13 protein-coding genes are annotated in these 18,180 nt (G+C 69.4%); 1 reads left to right on the plus strand and 12 read right to left on the minus strand.

Annotated elements, in window-relative coordinates; all coding sequences use genetic code 11:
- Positions 1-24: 24 nt before the first annotated feature.
- The 5 genes from BMW85_RS03655 to BMW85_RS03675 all read right to left on the minus strand — a co-directional run bounded on the left by BMW85_RS03655 (position 25) and on the right by BMW85_RS03675 (position 6,530).
- Entirely contained in the window at positions 25-837 is an 813-nt protein-coding gene (locus BMW85_RS03655; protein ID WP_091076734.1) for a carbohydrate ABC transporter permease, read from the minus strand.
- Positions 830-1,762 (minus strand): carbohydrate ABC transporter permease, encoded by a 933-nt coding sequence (locus tag BMW85_RS03660; protein ID WP_218155637.1) that lies wholly within the window; start codon positions 1,760-1,762, stop codon positions 830-832. Before BMW85_RS03660 ends, BMW85_RS03655 begins: the two co-directional genes overlap by 8 nt.
- Complete coding sequence (locus BMW85_RS03665; RefSeq protein ID WP_091076737.1) at positions 1,759-3,051, minus strand: extracellular solute-binding protein; 1,293 nt, start codon at positions 3,049-3,051, stop codon at positions 1,759-1,761. The genes BMW85_RS03660 and BMW85_RS03665 overlap by 4 nt, the downstream gene beginning before the upstream one ends.
- 53 nt (positions 3,052-3,104) lie before the next feature.
- Complete coding sequence (locus BMW85_RS03670) at positions 3,105-4,220, minus strand: GntR family transcriptional regulator (RefSeq protein ID WP_218155638.1); 1,116 nt, start codon at positions 4,218-4,220, stop codon at positions 3,105-3,107.
- A gap of 102 nt (positions 4,221-4,322) precedes the next feature.
- Positions 4,323-6,530 carry a hypothetical protein gene (locus BMW85_RS03675; RefSeq protein ID WP_218155639.1) on the minus strand — a complete coding sequence of 736 codons (2,208 nt, stop codon included), beginning with the start codon at positions 6,528-6,530 and terminating at the stop codon, positions 4,323-4,325.
- A gap of 852 nt (positions 6,531-7,382) precedes the next feature.
- Here BMW85_RS03675 and BMW85_RS03685 point away from each other — a divergent pair.
- Positions 7,383-9,074, plus strand: a complete 1,692-nt coding sequence (locus tag BMW85_RS03685) for a carbohydrate binding domain-containing protein (protein ID WP_177240468.1) — start codon at positions 7,383-7,385, stop codon at positions 9,072-9,074.
- A gap of 130 nt (positions 9,075-9,204) precedes the next feature.
- Here the strand turns inward: BMW85_RS03685 and BMW85_RS48035 are convergent, their stop codons facing one another.
- The 7 genes from BMW85_RS48035 to BMW85_RS03715 form a co-directional block, all read right to left on the minus strand.
- Complete coding sequence (locus BMW85_RS48035) at positions 9,205-9,402, minus strand: hypothetical protein (RefSeq protein ID WP_143082079.1); 198 nt, start codon at positions 9,400-9,402, stop codon at positions 9,205-9,207.
- 440 nt (positions 9,403-9,842) lie between these two features.
- Positions 9,843-12,485 carry a phospholipase D-like domain-containing protein gene (locus BMW85_RS03690; protein ID WP_143082080.1) on the minus strand — a complete coding sequence of 881 codons (2,643 nt, stop codon included), beginning with the start codon at positions 12,483-12,485 and terminating at the stop codon, positions 9,843-9,845.
- A complete protein-coding gene (locus tag BMW85_RS03695; RefSeq protein WP_091076744.1) occupies positions 12,478-13,950 on the minus strand; it encodes a hypothetical protein in 1,473 nt (490 codons plus the stop codon). The genes BMW85_RS03690 and BMW85_RS03695 overlap by 8 nt, the downstream gene beginning before the upstream one ends.
- A 190-nt stretch (positions 13,951-14,140) precedes the next feature.
- Complete coding sequence (locus BMW85_RS03700; RefSeq protein WP_091076746.1) at positions 14,141-14,830, minus strand: SDR family NAD(P)-dependent oxidoreductase; 690 nt, start codon at positions 14,828-14,830, stop codon at positions 14,141-14,143.
- 10 nt (positions 14,831-14,840) lie between these two features.
- Positions 14,841-16,556 carry an IlvD/Edd family dehydratase gene (locus BMW85_RS03705; protein WP_091076749.1) on the minus strand — a complete coding sequence of 572 codons (1,716 nt, stop codon included), beginning with the start codon at positions 16,554-16,556 and terminating at the stop codon, positions 14,841-14,843.
- Between the two features lie 250 nt (positions 16,557-16,806).
- Positions 16,807-17,418, minus strand: coding sequence for a GNAT family N-acetyltransferase (locus BMW85_RS03710; protein WP_245774587.1), 612 nt, complete (start codon positions 17,416-17,418; stop codon positions 16,807-16,809).
- On the minus strand, positions 17,415-18,092 hold the full coding sequence (locus tag BMW85_RS03715; RefSeq protein ID WP_091076752.1) for an NUDIX domain-containing protein: 678 nt from the start codon (positions 18,090-18,092) through the stop codon (positions 17,415-17,417). Before BMW85_RS03715 ends, BMW85_RS03710 begins: the two co-directional genes overlap by 4 nt.
- Positions 18,093-18,180: the final 88 nt, after the last annotated feature.

An 18,180-nucleotide genomic window follows, 5' to 3' on the forward strand; every position in this document is an offset into this window, starting at 1 on the left:
TTCCTTTCTGACGGGAGGGGGCTGTCAGCCCTTGAGACCCGCGGACATGGTTCCGCGGACGAAGTAACGCTGGGCCAGCACGAACACGATCAGCATCGGCAGCAGGCTCATCATCGCCGCGGCCGTCACGAGCTGGTCGTTCCCGACGAACTGCCCCTTGAGGCTGAGGACGCCGACCGGCAGCGTGTAGTTCTCGGGTGAGGTGAGGTAGATCGTGGGCTCCAGCACGGCCTTCCACGACGTGGTGAAGGTGAAGACCGCGAGCGTGGCCAGGGCGGGCTTGGCCAGCGGAAGGTGGATGCGCCAGAACACCTGCCAGGGGTTGGCCCCGTCGAGGCCGGCCGCCTCCTCGAAGTCCTTGGGGATGCCGAGGAACGTCTGCCGCATCAGGAAGATCCCGATGGGCGTGGCCAGCCAGTACGGCACGATGAGCGGCAGCAGCGAGTCCAGCCAGCCCAGCGAGCGGAACAGCAGGAAGTTCGGGACGATCGTGATGACGGTCGGCAACATCATGGTGCCGAGCGCCATGGTGAGCAGCGCCTGCTTGCCCGGCAGCCGCATCCTGGCCAGCGCGTGCCCGACCATGGCGCTGGTGAGCACGTTCCCGACGACCGCGAGTACGGCGATCACGACGCTGTTGACCAGGTAGAGCCCGAACGGGGCGCGCCGCCACACCTCCGCGTAGTTGTCCCACTGGACGGGGTCGGGGATCCACGCGGGCGGGACCTGGATGTACTGGGCGAAGCTCTTGAGCGAGTTCCCGAGCGCGGCGACGAAGGGCAGCAGCATGACCGCGGCACCCGCGAGGACCAGGACGTACGAGACGGTCTTACGCATAGTGCACCCACCTGCGCTGGAGCCGGAACTGCACCAGGGTGAGCGCGAGCACCAGCACGAACAGCACCCACGCGATGGCCGAGGCGTAGCCCATCTGGAAGAACTGGAAACCCTGGCGGTAGAGGTAGAGCACGGTCAGCTCGCTCGCGCCGTGCGGCCCGCCCTCCGTCATCACGAAGACCTGCTCGAACGACTGCAGCGTCTCGATGGAGGTGAGCACCAGCACCAGGAACGTGGTGCCGGAAATGCCCGGCAGCGTGATGTACCGGAACCGGTTCCAGGCCGACGCGCCGTCGATCTTCGCCGCCTCGTAGCGCTCCTCGGGGATGGCCTGCAGGCCCGCCAGGAAGAGCACCATCATGTAGCCGACGCCCTTCCACACCGCGACCGCCGCGAGCGTGGGGATCACCAGCGCGGGATCCTGCAACCAGTTCTCGGCGGGCAGCCCGAACAGGCCGAGCACCTGGTTGGCGATGCCCGTCTGCGGGTTGAAGACGGCGTCGGCGACGTAGGCGACGACGACCCACGAGGAGACGACCGGGACGAAGTAGGCCGCGCGGAACAGGGCCATGCCGCGCAGCCGCTGGTTGAGCGCGATGGCCAGCGCCAGCGCCAGGGCCGTCTGGACGGGCACGAACAGCACCGCGAAGTACGCCGTGTTGCCGAGCGTGCGCCAGAAGACCGGGTCCTCGAAGAGCCGGGTGAAGTTGCCGAAACCGACGAACCTCGGCGAGGACATCAGGTCGTACTCGGTCATGCTGAAGAACAGCGAGGCCAGCAGCGGCCAGGCGGCCAGCGCGACCAGGTGGAGAAGGTAGGGCGAGGCGAACGCGAAGGCCCAGAGCCGCTCCCCCGCGTGCCGCTTCCCGGCGGGCGGCCGCTGCTCGGCGGCCACCTGCCCGGTACGCCTGGCGAGCAGCGTCACTGCGTCTTCCCGGCATAGAAGCGGTCGATGACCTCCTGGGCCTCCTTCTGCCCGGACTGAAGGGCGGCGGCGACGGGCGTCGCGCCCGACAGCGCCTCGTTCATGCGCTTGGCCAGCGCCTCGGTGTACTCCGACCACACGGCGTTGGTGCCGAGGTCGGTGGCCGCGTCGAGCGACTCCAGGAAGACCGGGCCGCGGTCGGGGGCGAGGGCCGTCGTGGCGACCTTCTTGTTGATCGGGATCGCCTCGCCGAGCTCGGCCCACTTGCGCTGCGGGCCCTCGCCGGAGAAGAAGGTGATCCACTTCCACGCCGCGTCGTTCTGCGCCGGGGAGGCGGCCTTGCTGACCACCCACGAGTTCACGATCGCGACGTTGCCGCGGCCGGACGGGCCCTTCGGCAGGGGCGCCACGCCGAAGTCGACGCCCGCGCTCTGCGCGGGCAGCGTGCGGGCGTAGATGCCGTACGACATGGCGACCCGGCCGGTGGCGAACAGCGTGTGCACGACGCCCTTGCCCATGGCCTCGGTGGTGACGTAGTCGGGGGCGAAGCCGTCCTTGCCCATGGCGCCCAGCATCCAGTCGAGCCCGGCCGTGGACTGCGGGCTGTCGATGACGACCTTGCGTCCCCCGTCGGTGACGATGTCGCCGCCGAACGCCTTGACGATGGGCCACCAGCTCTCGGTGAAGCCCGGCGAGTACGCGCGGAAGCCGTAGACGTCGGGCTTGCCGTCGCCGTTGGTGTCCTTGGTGAGCTTCTTGGCCGCCGCGGCGAGGTCGTCGTAGGTCCACTCGGCCGTCGGCTCGGCGACCTTGGCCTCGGCGAACATCTTCTTGTTGTAGAACAGCACCGGGGTCTGGGCGCCCTGTGGGAAGCCGAAGACCCGGCCCTGGGCGTCGCGGTTCAGCTCGATGCCGGAGTAGTCGGCGGCGTTGACGCTCTTCACCCGGTCGCTCAGGTCGGCGAGCGCGCCCCGGGCGGCGAACTCCTGCACGAGCACGCCGTCCGACAGCCACACCTGCGGCGCCTGGTTGCCGGCGATCTGCGTGCGGAGCCGTTCGAAGAACTTGACGTACGGCGCGACCTCGAGCTGCACCTTGATCGACGGGTTGGCGGCCTCGAACTCCTTGACGAGCTGCCGCATGGTCGTGTCGGCCGGGTCGCCGGCGGCGGCGTAGAAGCCGAGTTTCAGGGTGACGGCGCCGGAGTCGTCGGCCGAGCCGCCGCACGACGTCGTAGCGGCCATGGTGAGGACGGCCACCGCGGCAGCGGCGAGCACGCGCACTCTCATTGGGTCCTCCAACAGGAACGGAGAGGGGGGAGGGGTGAGGGGGGACGCCCGCGTCAGGAAGGGACGCGGACCTCGACCAGGCTGCCGGAGGCGGCTCCGCAGGAGGCGCGCACGGCCAGGCGGGGCTGCATGACGACCCGGCAGACCGGCGCGGCCGGGCCGAGCTCGATCCGGCGCAGCAGCAGCTCGGTCGCCATGCGGCCCACTTCGGCCTTCGGCGGCGAGACCGCGGTCAGCGGCACCTCCGACAGGTCGGCGACCTCGTCGTCGTAGGCCACCACGGCGATGTCGTCGGGCACCGTCAGGCCGACCCTGCGCAGGTAGGGCAGGAGCGCGGTGGCCTCGCGGTCGCCGAGGCACACCACCGCGCGCACCTTCTCGGCGACCAGCGAGTTGGCGTAGGCCAGCATGTCGGGGCCGGTCCAGACGGGCTGCCGGGCCACGGCCTCCGGGATCTCCGGAAGCCCGAGGTCGGCGACGGCCTGCCGGTATCCGGCGAAGACCTGTTCGGAGCTGGCGGTGCCGATCCGGCCGAGATAGCCGATCCGGACCCGGCCGAGCCCGCTGAGGTGCTGCACGGCCGCGTAGCCGCCGCCGTGCACGTCGGTGCAGACGTAGGAGGTCGGGTCGGCCGGGCGGGGGTCGGCCGGGCGGCGCTCCACCAGGACGTACGGCACGGGCAGCTCGCGCAGGCGGGCCAGGTGGGCGTCGGGGTCGGCGGTGAGGTGCAGGTTGGGCACCAGCAGCAGGCCGGCCACGCCGACGTCGACGAGCTGCTGGATCTGCCCGGCCTCGACGTCGGGGTCGTAGTTGGAGCAGGCCAGCACGAGCTGCACGCCGGCGGCGGACGCCGCCCGCTCGATGCCCTGCACGACCTGCGGGAAGTAGTAGGTGTTGGACGGAACCAGCGCGCCGATGAGACGCGGCCTGGCCCCCGGGGTGACGGAGCTGGTCACGAAGGTGCCCGACCCCTGCCGGCGTCGGACGAGCCCCTCCTCGACCAGGAGGTCGACCGCGCGGCGGACGGTGTTGACCCCGACCGAGTAGGTCTGCGCCAGCTCGGACTCGGTCGGCAGCCGGGCTCCGACCGGCCAGCGGCCCTGCACGATCTCCTGCCGCAGGCGGGCCGCAAGGGTGCGGAATCGCCTTCCCCTTGGGAGGGAATTCATTCCTTCAGGTGGCTCCATAACGGGATTCTTCTTGTCATGGAGAAGTGATGTCAACCCTTGATTCATTCCGTTATTCACCTCATATCAGGAATGAATTCACGCTTACCAGCGGGTGGTGGCGGCCTTGTCGCGGTCGTAGGCGGCGGCCCAGTAGTGGCCGGGAGCGGTGAGGCGGTGACCGGCGAAGCCGACCTCGCCGGTCGGCAGCTTCAGCGCCTCCGAGGTCGCTGTGGCCCAGCCGTCGGCGTCCGCGGTCACCGTCACGTACCGGCCGGCGGAGAACGTGAAACGCCCGCGTACGGTGGCGGCCACCGGCTGCCCGCTCTCCTTGTCCACGACGCGCAGCCGCACCCGCGCCGCGCCGCCCTCCAGCGTCACCGACATCGACTCCACGACCATGGGACGCAGGTCGGTGGCCCCGGTCGTCACGGTCACCGGATCGGAGGCGGGCCCGCGGTGCCCGGCCACGTCCACCGGCACGATCCGGTACCTGTAGGTGGTGCCGGGCAGCAGGCCGGTGTCGGTGTGGCTGAGCCCGCGCGCCTTCCCCGCGAGCGTGCCGGGGCCGGGGGTGAAGCCGGGTTCGGTCGAACGGTGCACCTCGTAGAAGTCGACCTCGGTGTCGTCGTACGCCCGCCCGTACGTCAGATCGACCGTGGCGTGGTCGAACGCCACCGCCTCCGGCGGCGAGGCCACGCCGGTGGGCGGCCCGGAGTCGGCGGGCGGCTCGGGCCACCGCGCCGCGGGGCCCCATACCGTGGGCAGCTCACGGTAGGAGTCGTAGTGGTGCAGCGCGATCCCGGCGAAGGCCGGGCTGCCCGAGAACGCCTGGCCGACCTTCGCCAGCTCCGCCTCCATCGCGTCCCTGCCCTCCTCGCGGAAGGTGATGGTGGCCGGGTCGCCGCTCGTCGCGATGTCGAGGGTCTCCACCCCGACGACCACGGAGAGCGGCTTGCCGATCCGCTCGGCGTAGGCGAGCTCGCCGGCCGCCTGCGCGATGATGCCGGCGCTGCCGTCCGCCTGGTCGCGGTAGTCCATGATCGCGATGTAGTCGCTGAGGTCCTGCACGTGCTCGGCCAGGGTGCGGGTGGTCCCGCCGTACGGGATGTCCGTGCAGCAGGCGGAGGTGTCCAGCCAGCGCGGCACGGCGGGACCGAACAGCAGGGGCTCCCCCGACGCGTCGCGCCGGGCGATCATCGCGCGGAGCGTGTCCAGCCACTGGATCTGCAGGTCGGGCTTGGAGCTGGTGAACCAGGGGAGGATGTACGGCTCGATGTCGACGTTGATCCCGTCGAACCGCTCGGCCGGCTTCGACGACAGGTTGTAGTCGATCACGCGCTCCATCTCCCCGACGGCGCGGTCGCGGTAGCGGGAGAGCGCCCCCAGGTAGGGCGGGCGCGTCCCGCCGGCCACGGTGGCGTGCACCTTCATGCCCCGGCCGTGCGCCCAGGCCACGAGGTCGCGCAGCTCCGGACGCGCGTCCTCGATGATGTCCCGGCCCATGTACGTGTCCACGCCCAGATACATGGTCGAACCGGGCGGCAGGACCGTCTCCAGCAGGCGGCGCGACCCCGGGTTGAGCACCAGGTTGTAGCTGGCCTTCTCCCAGATCCACATGGCCCGGTCCTGCCGGTGCGGCACGGGACGGCGCTTCTTCGCCGCGCCGAGGGCTACGTACCGGGTGGTCGACCTGGTGACGTGGCCGCGCGCGTCGACGGCCTCCGCCTCCAGGCTCGCCATGACGTCGCCGTGCTTGGCGGGGTTGACCAGCGTGACGTACCGGCCCGCGGCCCCGCTGGCGCGCTGCCAGGGGCCGCCGTTGACGCGGACCCGCACGGAGCGCACGTCCTTACCGGCGACGCGCACCCGGACGGGCGTGGGCCGGGTGAGCCGCACCCCGTCGGCCGGCTCGGTGATCTCCACCTCCGGCTTCCTGGCACTGGGGTTGTCCACGCGCAGGGTGAGCGGCGGCGACCAGGTGCCGTACCGCGTCTGCGCGACCGTCGCCTTCGTGTAGACCTCGATCTCGCCGTCCATCTCGCCGACGTCGAGGTCGTAGGCCCAGGTCCCGGCGTCGTCGGCGTCAGGGTCGCTGACCCTTGTTCGCTCGATCCGCTCCCCGTTCACCACGAGGGACACGTCGTACGCGCCGGCGAAGCGCCCGGCCAGCCGTACGACGCCGGGTCCGGACTCCGAGGAGTCGATCGTCACCGACGGCGGGTCGTCCGCCCGGGCGGCGCCCGGGACGGCCCCGACGAGCGGCACGGCGAGCACGAGCGCGCCGACGGTTCTCCACAGCCCTGCGGGCACGGAAGCCACCTCCATAGGAATGAATTGGTGCCGGAAACAGCCCGTTTCCGGCGCCCGATTCACGAGATGGCCGCAACGATAGCCCCGAAGTTGTCGGGGAAAAATGGCATGTATTCCATCCATACAGAGACGAGCCCGGCCCGGCCGGTCCCCGCGACGCGCCCCGGCTCCGGACAGCCGGACAGCCGGACAGCCGGACGCGAAGCCGAGGAGACGTCAGGAGACGGTGAGCGTGCCGTTCGCGTTACGTACGCACGTGACGATCGCGCGCGGCGCCGCGGCGTTGGGGTGCCACGACTCCTGGCAGGTCTGGAAGTAGGTGACGCAGGTGTTCGCCGCCCGCTGGATACCGATCTTGTCCCAGCCGGACAGTCTGGTGATGAACGTGCCGGAGGGCCCGTCCTGTCGGGCGGCAGCGGCCGGAGTGGATCAACGCTTGACCCTTGTATCCATTTCGCAAGGTTCTGAAATATTGCGAAGCCGGTTCCACCGGAGATCATCAGGACGAAGCGGCATGAAATCAGCGCTTTGTGCTGGCTGCTGCGCCTTCCATCCACGACAACAGGCGACGCCGGAAGACGAAAAACCAGGGAAAGGGTCCGCAAGGACCGCAGCGCTACACCGTGATAGATCAACGCATTATACGCATACCCGACATTTCTCTTCGCAAAAGCCTGCAAAGTATTGCATGACTCTTGGTCGCCGAGTAACTTCCAGGCAACACCGAGGAAACCCGCAAGCGGAGGTCCTGATGGTGCCTCCGGCAAGCAGGCCCGAAAGTAGAACGGGCCGGGTGTTGGCCCACCCAGCCCGTTGATGGGACCCCATCCTCACGTTTCTGGAGATCCCCGTATGAAACCCTACAAAGCAATCCTCGCCACCGCATTAGCGGCGGCGAGCGGCATCACCGTGCCCGTACTGGGCCAAGCCCCCGCCCAGGCCGCCTCCGACGTCGGCGTGATCGCCAACCTGTGGAACTGGAACTGGAACTCGGTGGCAAGGGAGTGCACCGAAGTGCTCGGCCCGGCCGGGTACGGCGCAGTGCAGGTGTCACCGCCCCAGGACTCGATGGCCAAGGGCGGCTCGGTCTGGTGGGACATCTACCAGCCCGCCCGCTACGAGCTGACCAGCAAGTTCGGTGACGAGGCCGCGTTCAGGCGCATGGTCGACACCTGCAGGGACGCCGGCGTGAAGGTCCAGGTGGACACGGTCATCAACCACATGACCGGCCAGGGCGCCACCAGCTACGGCGGCTACGGCTTCAGCAAGTACGATTACCCGGGGCTCTATTCCTCCCAGGACTTCCACCAGCCCACCTGCCAGATCAACCAGGGCGACTACCGCAATGACGCCTGGCGGATCCAGAACTGCGAACTGGTGGGCCTGTCGGATCTGAACACCGGGTCCGAGTACGTCCGAGGCAGGATCGCCGACTACATGAACAAGCTGACCTCGTTCGGCGTGTCCGGCTTCCGCATCGACGCCGCCAAGCACATCCACCCCGGCGACCTGTCCGCGATCAAGTCCAAGCTCATCGGGTCGCCTTACATCCACCAGGAGGTCATCCAAGGCGATCAGGAGGCCGTCCAGCCGAGCCAGTACACCGGCGTCGGCGACGTCGACGAGTTCGTGTACGGCCGTAAGCTGCGGGAACAGTTCACCGGCCAGATCAAGAACCTCCGCACCTTCGGGGAGAGTTGGGGCCTGTCGGTGTCCGGCGACAAGGCCGTGGCCTTCGTCGACAACCACGACACCGAGCGGGGCGGCTCCACGCTCACCTACAAGAGCGGCGACACGTACAAGCTGGCCAACCTCTTCATGCTCGCCTGGCCGTTCGGCACCCCCCAGGTGTACGCCTCCTACATCTGGAACAACAGCGAGGCGGGCCCGCCCTCGGCCAACAGCGGCCACGTCACCGACGTCAACTGCTCCAACGGCCAGTGGACCTGCTTCGACCGGCAGGTTTCCGGCATGGTGGGCTTCTACAACGCCGTCAAGGGCACCAGCGTCGCCAACTGGACCGACAACGGAAACAACCTGATCGCCTTCAGCCGGGGCGACAAGGGCTGGGTCGCCATCAACAACGAGAGCGGCACCGTCACCCAGACCTTCACCACCAACCTGCCTGCCGGTACGTACCCAAACGTAGCGGGCAACGGCACGGTGACGGTCGACTCCAGCGGCAGGGCGACGGTCACCGTGCCCGGCAAGAGCGCGGTCGCCATCCACACCGGCTCAACCCCCCAGCCGAATGACAAGGAAGCCACCGTCTACTACAGGACGGGTTGGACCACGGCCAACATCCACTACGGCATCAACGGCACCTGGACCACCGTCCCCGGCGTGCCCATGGAAACGGCCTGCACCGACTGGAAGAAGAAGACCATCACCCTCGGCAGCGCCAACAGCTTCAAGACCGTCTTCAACAACGGCTCAGGAACCTGGGACAACAACAACGGCAACGACTACACCCTCGGCACCGGCATCTCCACCGTCAAGGACGGCGTCGTCACCGCCAACGCGACCAACCCCTGCGGGAACTGATCCCCCGCCCTGTCCCTGTCCCGCCTGTCTCACAACGGGCGGGACGATCGCTGCCAACGCACCGGTCGCCTTGTGCGGAGGGCCACGCGACCGCAGACCGGCTTGCTTGCCTCCACGAAGTGGAGCGGCATCAAGGCTTGCGTTCCTTTCCGAAGCTCCTGGCGAATGCGACAAGCCCGATCACCAGGGTGGGGACTCCAAGTAACGCTGCACCACTCACCGTGAAAATGGTCACCCCATCGGCTCCCAGCGCATTGAGTATCAGCCAGGACACCAGTGCCGCAATGGCCCCGAAAGCTACCGACAAGGCGGCAATCAGCGCACCCATCCCCCAAACCTCCGCTGTGTAAGATCCGACTTCGTGGAGCCGGACCACAATGGAGCGTAAGACCCGGAGCAAAGAACCGGACCACGGCCGCTCTCCTGTCGTCCGGGACGCCTTCCGGGTACCCCCCACTGAACCGCCGCCATCGCCGGGAGTACGAACGCAAGGATTCGCGAGCTCGCATTGGTCCCGGTCCCACCCGAGCCCCAAGATCGTGAACGCGCGCACGTAATTCTGGTCCACTTTGGGCCGTATTGCAACACGGTTCAGCTAGAGAAGATGGCGTCAACCACGGTAATAGCCAATTTTTCTGAACATCGCTTCAAATCAGGCACAGAGCCCATCTCTCTTACGTCGCGGACCTGCCGGACGTCCTCGTGCAGGGAACGGCACACCTCGACAGCGAGCTGCCTACCAGGAAAGACGTTGTTTCCGCGCGGTGCTCAGCCCGACACGTGAGCGCAGTCAAGAGGAGGTCGGGGATCAGGAGGCAGGCCCAGGTCCGCCAGCACCGCGAGTGCCTCGGGAAACGGCCCACGCAGCGGGCCGTGCGACACCGTCGGGGCGCCGTCGAAGCTGCGCTGGGCGGCCAGGCTGCGGGGATCGCGAAGACCGGTGAGCCGGTAGTGGCGCCACAGGATGCGTGGCCCGGACTCGACGGTGAACAGATCCGGCCGACGCCAGACGACGAGTGCCCAACTGCCGTCGGACGAGGTGGCCCAGGCGCCGACGAGGCCGGCTGCCTGGGCGGCCGCGACAGCTTGGAGAGCGACGAGCCGTGCGTTGCCGAAGGTGCCGGTGACGTGCAGCAGGCGTCCGCCATGCCGATGCACGTCGCGACCCTGCTCCGCCAGCGTGCGCACAGCCTCCTCGTGGGGGTCGGCTTGGACGATCTCGGCGGCGAGCTTCAGCACTGCCTCCGGGCTCAACGCCGGGCCGAACGCCTCCCGCAGCAACTCGCAGTACTGCTCGACGTACTCAAGTTCGGCGGCGGGAAGAAGGTGATCCACGACGGCGGCGGATCTGTTGAAGGCGACTGTGGTGGCGGTGCTGACGTGGCGGGGCGCGTGGGCGCGGAGCACCGCGAGACCGACCGCTGCCAGGCTGCCTACCTGCGGTTCCACCTCGGCGGGCGGTGTGTCAGCATCCAGTTCGCGTACGGCGTCCGCCAGAAGGCCGAGCCATGCCTGGTCGTCGCGGTCCCAGGCACCCGCCGCGGCGGTCCAGAGCAGGAGCCTGGTGACGAGCATCTTCTCCGGCAGTCCCAGCGTCGGCGCGATCCGGGTGAGGCGATCAGCCCACCGCTGGTAGCGACGCCGTACCGCGGCGCCGGCAGCGCGCAGGTCGGGAGGTGGCGTGACGGCAGCCGGTGGGTCGGCCACCGTCTCGAGGTCGTCGTCGAGGCCGTCGTCGTCGAGGCCCGGCTCGGCGTCGTCCGCGAACTGCTCGTCCCAAGAAACCGGCAGCAACTCCTCGTAGGCAGCTTCTTGCTCGGCCGGAAGCGCGGACAGTCCAAGAGCGAAACGCAGCAGAGGCGTCCCAAGACGTCCGGCACATTCGTCGAGATAGGCGGCCCATCCGCCGGATCGATCGGCGACAACTCCGGCACGCGCGGTCTCGGCCGGCACCGTAGCCGAGAGCGCGCCGGCCGAAGCAGGAGGCCGGGTCAGCGTGGCGGCGAGTGCGCTGAGATCGGCGAGGAACTTATTGGCCAGTTGCTCATCGGCGAACAGCTCGCCAGGCCTGGTCGTCGGTGCTGGGGTACCGCTGAGACCGTACCGTTTCTGTGAGTGAAGGGGGTCGACGACGAAGACGATGTTGCTGAGACTTGCCTGGCCGTCCACGGTGGTGACAAGGCGAAGTCGGCTGCCGCCGTCGGCGGCCTGCGTCAGCAGGACGTCGGCGACGTCGGCAGGCACCTCGCCGACGCGCTCCCACGTCTCGGGCGGGGCCGCCGCGGCGGACAGCTCCAGGTAGCCGCCGGTGCGCAGCTTGCGCGCGAACATGACGTGCAGACCCTGCTGGACCCGGGTGGCACCGAGCAGGAGCGGGCCTTTCCGCTCTGCGCGCGGGCGGATCGAGAACTTCAGCGGCCGTAGATCGACGGTGGGCACGGTCGCGCCTTCGGGAATGAGGGAGGCGCGGATCGGCGCGATGAGGCCGAGTTCGCAGTTGCCCCCGTTCTCCAGGGACGTGGACAGCGCAGCGGCCGAAAGGTTGGGACTGCCGGTGAGCGCGTACCGGCGGCCCTCGACCACCCATTCGATGAGCTTGCCGTGCCGGTAGCGGGGTTCATCGTCGAGGCGGACGTCGGCGTCGAGTTCGGTGACGAGATCGGCGAGTGCCTGGCCGTCGAGCTCCGTGAAGCCGGGTTGGAAGCTGACGATCAGCCGCCGCGGCCGCATGTGCTCGACCAGGCGGCGCAGGGTCACGGCACCGGGATCGTGGAACGGCGCGCACACCGCGAGTTCGTCGACCGGGCCTGTGGGGAGCTGGTCCATGATGGGCCGTTCGCTCGATGACACCAGCCGGAGACGGGGATGCACGGCCTCAGCCCGCTCGTGCAGCGCCGCGAGACCGGCGGCGACCCTGCGCAGCGCCTCCGGCACGCCCTTGGAGAACCGGACGCGGTCCGGCAGCCCGGACAGCCACAACGCGAGCTCACCGAACAGGTCAGGGACGTGGTGCTGGTCTGCCCGCAGCACGGTCCACAACTCCGCGTTGGCCTGCCAGCCGGCGAGCGTGGCGTTGCCGGAGCCTATGGCGACAGTGGCCCGCTGGGGGCCCACCAGCGCCATCAGTTTGGGGTGGAAGGCTCCGCCGCATACGGCCTGGCCGGGCAGGTAGGCGCGTCCGGCACGGCGTACGGCTCTCGGGTCGATCGTGCTCATCGCAGCGTCGCCGACCAGGCTCACCCGTGCCCCGGTCATCTGTGCGACGCCCAGCGCGACCGTCTCGAAGAAACCGAGGTCGGTGGTGAAGCTGAGGAACAAAGCCTCCTCAGCTTGTCGGTCTCCGTACCGTTCCTCCTCCATCAGGAGCGTCAGCGGGGAGGCGAGTTCCAGGTCCACCAGCGGCTCAATCAAGGAGCACCTGTCCGGCATCGGTCACGCGCCAGGTTTTGCCGGCCATTTCGAGCACCCCGGCACCGGCCAGCACGGTGGTGAGCTGCGCCAGCCTCAGGCCCACGTCGCCACGCCCTTCCTGGCTGGTCCGAAAGAGCAACCCCTCGCGTTCGTGGAGACGGGTCGGCAGCCACAACGTCCCGTCCGACCGCCGGCGGGCCTTCGAGAGCGCCACACGTCTGCTGCGGGTCAGCAGGTCGTGGGTGAGCCGCCGAACGAAGTCACGTGAGGAGCCGGACCTCGACTCGGCCAGCCGCCACGCCATCCACTCGGGGCCGAGCTCGACGCCGCGTTGCCCGAGGAAGGCATCGCGTACCCGGCCGGACAGTTCCCGCACCCGCCGAGCGTTGACGATCAGAATCGCCAGCTCGCTCACTGGGTCGACCGGGCCGCTCGGCCTCAGTTGCTCCTCGGCCGGGGCGGGAGCTCCGGTCGGGGTGGTAGTGGCCGGCAGCCCATCCATGAACGCGGCCAGAGCTCCGTCCGGCATCTTGTCGGCGAACCGCTCGGCCAGGTCGTCGGCGGGCATCAGGCCGTCGACCTCGGACACGAGCCATGACCAGAGGCGTCGCCAGGCGCTGACCGCGTAGTTGCGTAACATCACCCCGCGCCAGACCGGAGCCGTCTCCAAGGTAGCGGCGACGGGGTCACTCCTCAGGAAGTCGCCGTACGCGATCAACGGTCTGACGTCGTCGGTGACGTCGCCGATCTCGTGGGTCCGCATCAGCCGCGTAAGCAGGCGGATCGTGTTCCGTCTGCCGCGCCCGGCGGATTCGGCGGGCTGCTCACCGGGCAGGCACAGCAATTTCGCCAGCCATGTCCCGTCGGCCGCGCCGCCACCGGCGCACACGCACAGATGGGGATGGCCGCGCAGTTCGTCCACGCCCAGACTCCGGCGGGCCGCCAGCTCCAGGATGCCGTCGAGCCCCGCCGTTACTTGCCCGGCCGCGCAGGCTGGGCCCGGAGTCGGCATGCTTGCGGGCACGAGGATGCCGAGGGAGACCTCCGAGGCCGCGTACGGACTCCAAAAGCCCCACACGTTACGTACGTAGCCGCCCTTCACCGGCTGCGCCGCCTCGGCCATGACGACCTCGCCGCCCTGCAACCGACCCGCGAGGGCATCGAGGCCATGGGCACGCGGCAGCCCGGTCTCGCCGTGGTCATGTGCGTACGACACCGCTGCCATGACGACTTCACAACGACGCAGTAGATCTTGCGCTGCCGGCAGAGACAGGCCGCGACGTTCGGCCTCAATGGCGACCAGGGCGTGCAGGCTGTAGTAGCGGGCGTGCGGTGTCACCGTCGTCACACCCGGCACCAGCAGGTCGGCCATCCGCATCACGTGCCGCTCGATCGACAGCGGATACCTGCCCGCGGCGACGTCGAGCCCGCTGGTGCTCCATGCAGGACCCTGCGCCGTATGCATCGAGTCTCCCTGGATCTTCACGCCGTGAGACGCCGACACTATCGAGCATGTCCGCGCGATGACAGCAGATGGTGACAAGAATGTCACTCTGAGAAGATGATGCGGATGCGCGCCTGGCCACCGGCGGTTGTTCGTTCGCCTTTCGACGCGCCGGGGCGCAGCGTCCTGCCACGCTCAACACGGTCACCGGTCAGTACGTGGCCCGGCCGCCGCTGATGTCGTAGACGGCGCCGGTGGAGAAGCTGACCTTGTCGGAGGCCAGCCAGGCGATCAGCTCGGCGACCTCCTCCGGGCGGCCGACGCGGCGCATCGGGATGAGGCCGGTGATGTGGGCCAGCGCTTCGGGCTCGGTGTCGGCGTTCATCGGCGTCTCGATCACGGCCGGGGCGATGGCGTTGGCCAGGACGCCGCTGGTGGCCAGCTCCTTGCCGAGCGACTTGGTCATCGCGATGACGGCGGCCTTGGTGGCGGAGTACGGCGACATGTTCGGGTTGCCGTCCTTACCGGCCATGCTGGCGATGTTGACGATGCGTCCCCAGCCGCGCGCACGCATCCCCGGGGCGAAGGCGCGGCAGGTGTGGAAGGTGCCGTCGACGTTGACCGCGAAGGTGCGCCGCCAGCCGTCGAGCGGAATCTCCCACAGCGGTGCGTTGGGCCCCACGACGCCGGCGGAGTTGACCAGGATGTCGATCGGGCCGATCTCGTCGGCGGCGGCCCGGACGGCGGCGGCGTCGGTGACGTCCACGATCACGTCCGCGCCGTCGGCGATGTCGAGGGTGACGACGCTGACGCCGTCGGCTTCCAGGCGCAGGGCGGCGGCCCTGCCCAGGCCGCTCACGCCGCCGGTGATGACGGCGGTACGTGTACGGGAGGAGGTCACAGGAGTCCTTTCAGTGAGATTCGCGCGCCTCGTGGTCACCGCTGGAGCCGACGAGGAAGTCCAGGTCGGCGCCGGTGTTGGCCTGCTGCACGGTGTCGACGTAGAGCCGCTGCCAGCCTCGGGACGGGCGGGCGAACGCCTTCACGGCGGCCTGCGCGGGCTCACGAGCGGCGAGGTCGATGTCGGCGAGGTCGATGTCGAGACGGCGGCCGGGAACGTCAAGGACGATGATGTCGCCGGTGCGCACCTTGGCCAAGGGTCCCCCGGCGGCGGCCTCGGGGGCGACGTGCAGCACGACCGTGCCGTAAGCGGTGCCGCTCATCCGTCCGTCACAGATGCGGACCATGTCGCGTACGCCCTGGGCGAGCAGCTTGGGCGGCAGCGGCAGGTTGGACACCTCCGGCATGCCCGGGTAGCCCTTGGGGCCGCAGCCGCGCAGGATCAGCACCGAGTCGGCGGTGACGTCCAGGTCAGGATCGTCGAGGCGGGCGCGCAGATCCTCGACGGAGTCGAAGACGACGGCCGGGCCCCGGTGCCGGAGCAGGTGGGGCGAGGCGGCGGCCGGCTTGATGACCGCTCCGTCCGGCGCGAGGTTGCCGTACAGCACCGCGATCCCCGCCTCCTCCCGCAACGGCTGCCGGCGGGGACGGATGACCTCGGCGTCGTGGATGCTCGTGTTGCCCAAGGTGTCGACCAGCGGGCGGCCGGTGACCGTGATCGCCTCGGGGTCGAGCAGGTCACGTACCTGCTCCAGCACCGCGTGCAGGCCGCCCGCCCGGTACAGGTCGTCCATGAGGAAGCGGCCGGCGGGCTGCAGGTTGACCAGCAGGGGCACGCCGGAGCCTGTACGGTCGAAATCGTCCTGCGTCAGCTCCACCCCGACCCGCCCGGCGATGGCCAGCAGGTGCACCACGGCGTTGGTGGAGCCGCCGAGCGCGGCCAGGGCGACGATGGCGTTGAGGAACGAGCCGCGAGTGAGCACCGTGCTCGGACGACGCTCCGCGGCGACCAGTTCGACGACGAGGCGGCCGGTCTCGTGTGCGCCTTCCAGCAGGCGGCTGTCAGGAGCCGGGGTGCCGGCGAGGCCGGGCAGCGTCATGCCCAGGACCTCGGCGAGCAGGCCCATGGTGGAAGCGGTGCCCATGGTGTTGCAATGGCCCTTGCTCCGGATCATCGACGACTCCGAACGCAGGAACTCCGCCTCGCTGAGCGTCCCGGCCCGGACCTCCTCGCTCAGGGCCCACACGTCGGTGCCGCAGCCGAGCGCCGTACCGCGGAAGTGACCGGTGAGCATCGGCCCGCCCGGCACGACGACGGCGGGGAGGTCCACCGAGGCGGCGGCCATGAGCAGCGCGGGGATGGTCTTGTCGCAGCCGCCGAGCAGCACCACGCCGTCGATCGGGTTGGCGCGCAGCATCTCCTCCGTCGCCATCGCCGCCAGGTTGCGCCACAACATGGCGGTCGGCCGGATCTGCGTCTCCCCGGGCGAGACCACCGGGAGGTTCAGCGGGATCCCGCCCGCCTCCCACACGCCCCGTTTCACGTGCTCGGCGACCTCGTTCAGGTGCGTGTTGCAGGGGGTGAGGTCGGAGGCGGTGTTGGCGATGGCGATGTGCGGGCGGCCGTCGAAGGCGTGGGGCGGCAGGCCGCGTCGCATCCAGGCACGGTGGATGTAGGCGTTGCGATCAGTGCCGCCGTACCAACTGGCGCTCCTGTTCAACGCCATCACGATCGCGCCTCCTCAATATTCCAATAATTGGAATTTATTCCTTCTATACGGAATTCAATGCGAGAATAACGGACATTTCTCCTCGGAGGAAGTCGCCAACGAACAACAACTTCCTACTTTCGGAACAAGGGTCTATCTTCCGGAAGCTCAGTGGACGCGCGCCCGCTCGTCGCCGCCACCGTCGGCCTGACCGAGGCCGTATGGCGTCGCGCGGGCGAAGACCGCCACGAAACAACACCTGGTACGTCTATCGGCCCGGGCCGGGGTGACCGGAGGAGGTCGGACGGCGGTCGCGCCAGTGGGACGCGGTCAGGCGGTACAGCACATGGCGGCGGAGCCGGTGGCCCGGCGGCAGGACCGGATGGTCGAAGTCGCCGACCGAGTCGTGGATCATGCCGAGGCGTTCCATGACGGCGCTCGAGCGGGTGTTGACCGTCGCGGTGAAGGAGACCACCTCCTCCAGGCCGAGGCGGTCGAAGGCGAAATCAAGCGCGGCGGTGGCGGCTTCGGTGGCGTACCCGTGGCCCCAGGACCGGCGGCTCAGCCGCCAGGCGATCTCGACGGCCGGCAGGAACGGCGCCTCGAACGCGGGCCGGTGCAGGCCGGTGAAGCCGATGAACTCGCCGGTCTCCTGGAGCTCCAGCGCCCAGCGTCCCCAGCCCTGGCGCGCGATCGCGTCGTCACTGGCGGCCGCGAGACGGTCGCTCTCGGCGCGGCTGAGGATGGCGGGGAAGTGTTCCATGACGGACGGGTCGGCGTTGAGCGCGGCGAAAGGCTCCAGGTCCGAGGGGCGCCAGGGGCGCAGCAGCAGCCGCGCGGTGCGCAGCTCGGCCGGCGGCAGGAGGATGGGAAGGTTCACCGGGACAGATCCTCCGTCTCAGGGGAGAAGGGGCCGTGCAGCGCGGCCCACTGCAGCAGCATGATGGTCTTGGCGTCGGCGATGCCGCCGTCGCGGACGAGGCGGAGGGCGTGGTCGAAGCCGAGCTCGACGACCTCGATGTCCTCGCCCTCCTCGGCGATCCCGCCGCCGCGCGAGGTGCGGGTGGTGGGGCCGTAGGGGGCGGCGTAGAAGTGCAGGCGTTCGGTGACCGAGCCGGGGCTCATGTAGACGGTGAAGACGTGCTCGACCTCGCCGATCGCGTGGCCGGTCTCCTCCGCGGCCTCGCGGCGGATGGCCGCCTCCGGGGTCTCGTCGTCGAGCAGTCCGGCGGCGGTCTCCAGCAGCATGCCGTCGGCGTGCCCGTTGACGTAGGCGGGGTAGCGGAACTGGCGGGTCAGCAGCACGGTACGGCGGGCGACGTCGTACAGCAGGACCGTCGCGCCGTTGCCGCGGTCGTAGGTCTCCCGTTCCTGCGTGCTCCAGCGGCCGTCGGCGTGGCGGTAGTCGAAGGTGGTGGTGCGCAGGACGTACCAGTTGCAGGACAGGAGCCGCACGTCGCGCACCCGGACCCGGGCGTTGCCGGTGAGGCCGCGTCCCGCCTGGTCCAGGCCGGTGCGACCGCGGCGGTCCGGCTCGTCGAGTCCGGCGGTCATGATGCTCTGCCGGGAGGACTGGCGGCCATGCCGCCTCCCGACCGGTGGGGACTTGCGATGAGAATCGACACGTGGCAGAACTATAATC

Origin of the sequence: Nonomuraea wenchangensis (assembly GCF_900111685.1) — a bacterium.
Lineage (GTDB): Bacteria > Actinomycetota > Actinomycetes > Streptosporangiales > Streptosporangiaceae > Nonomuraea > Nonomuraea wenchangensis.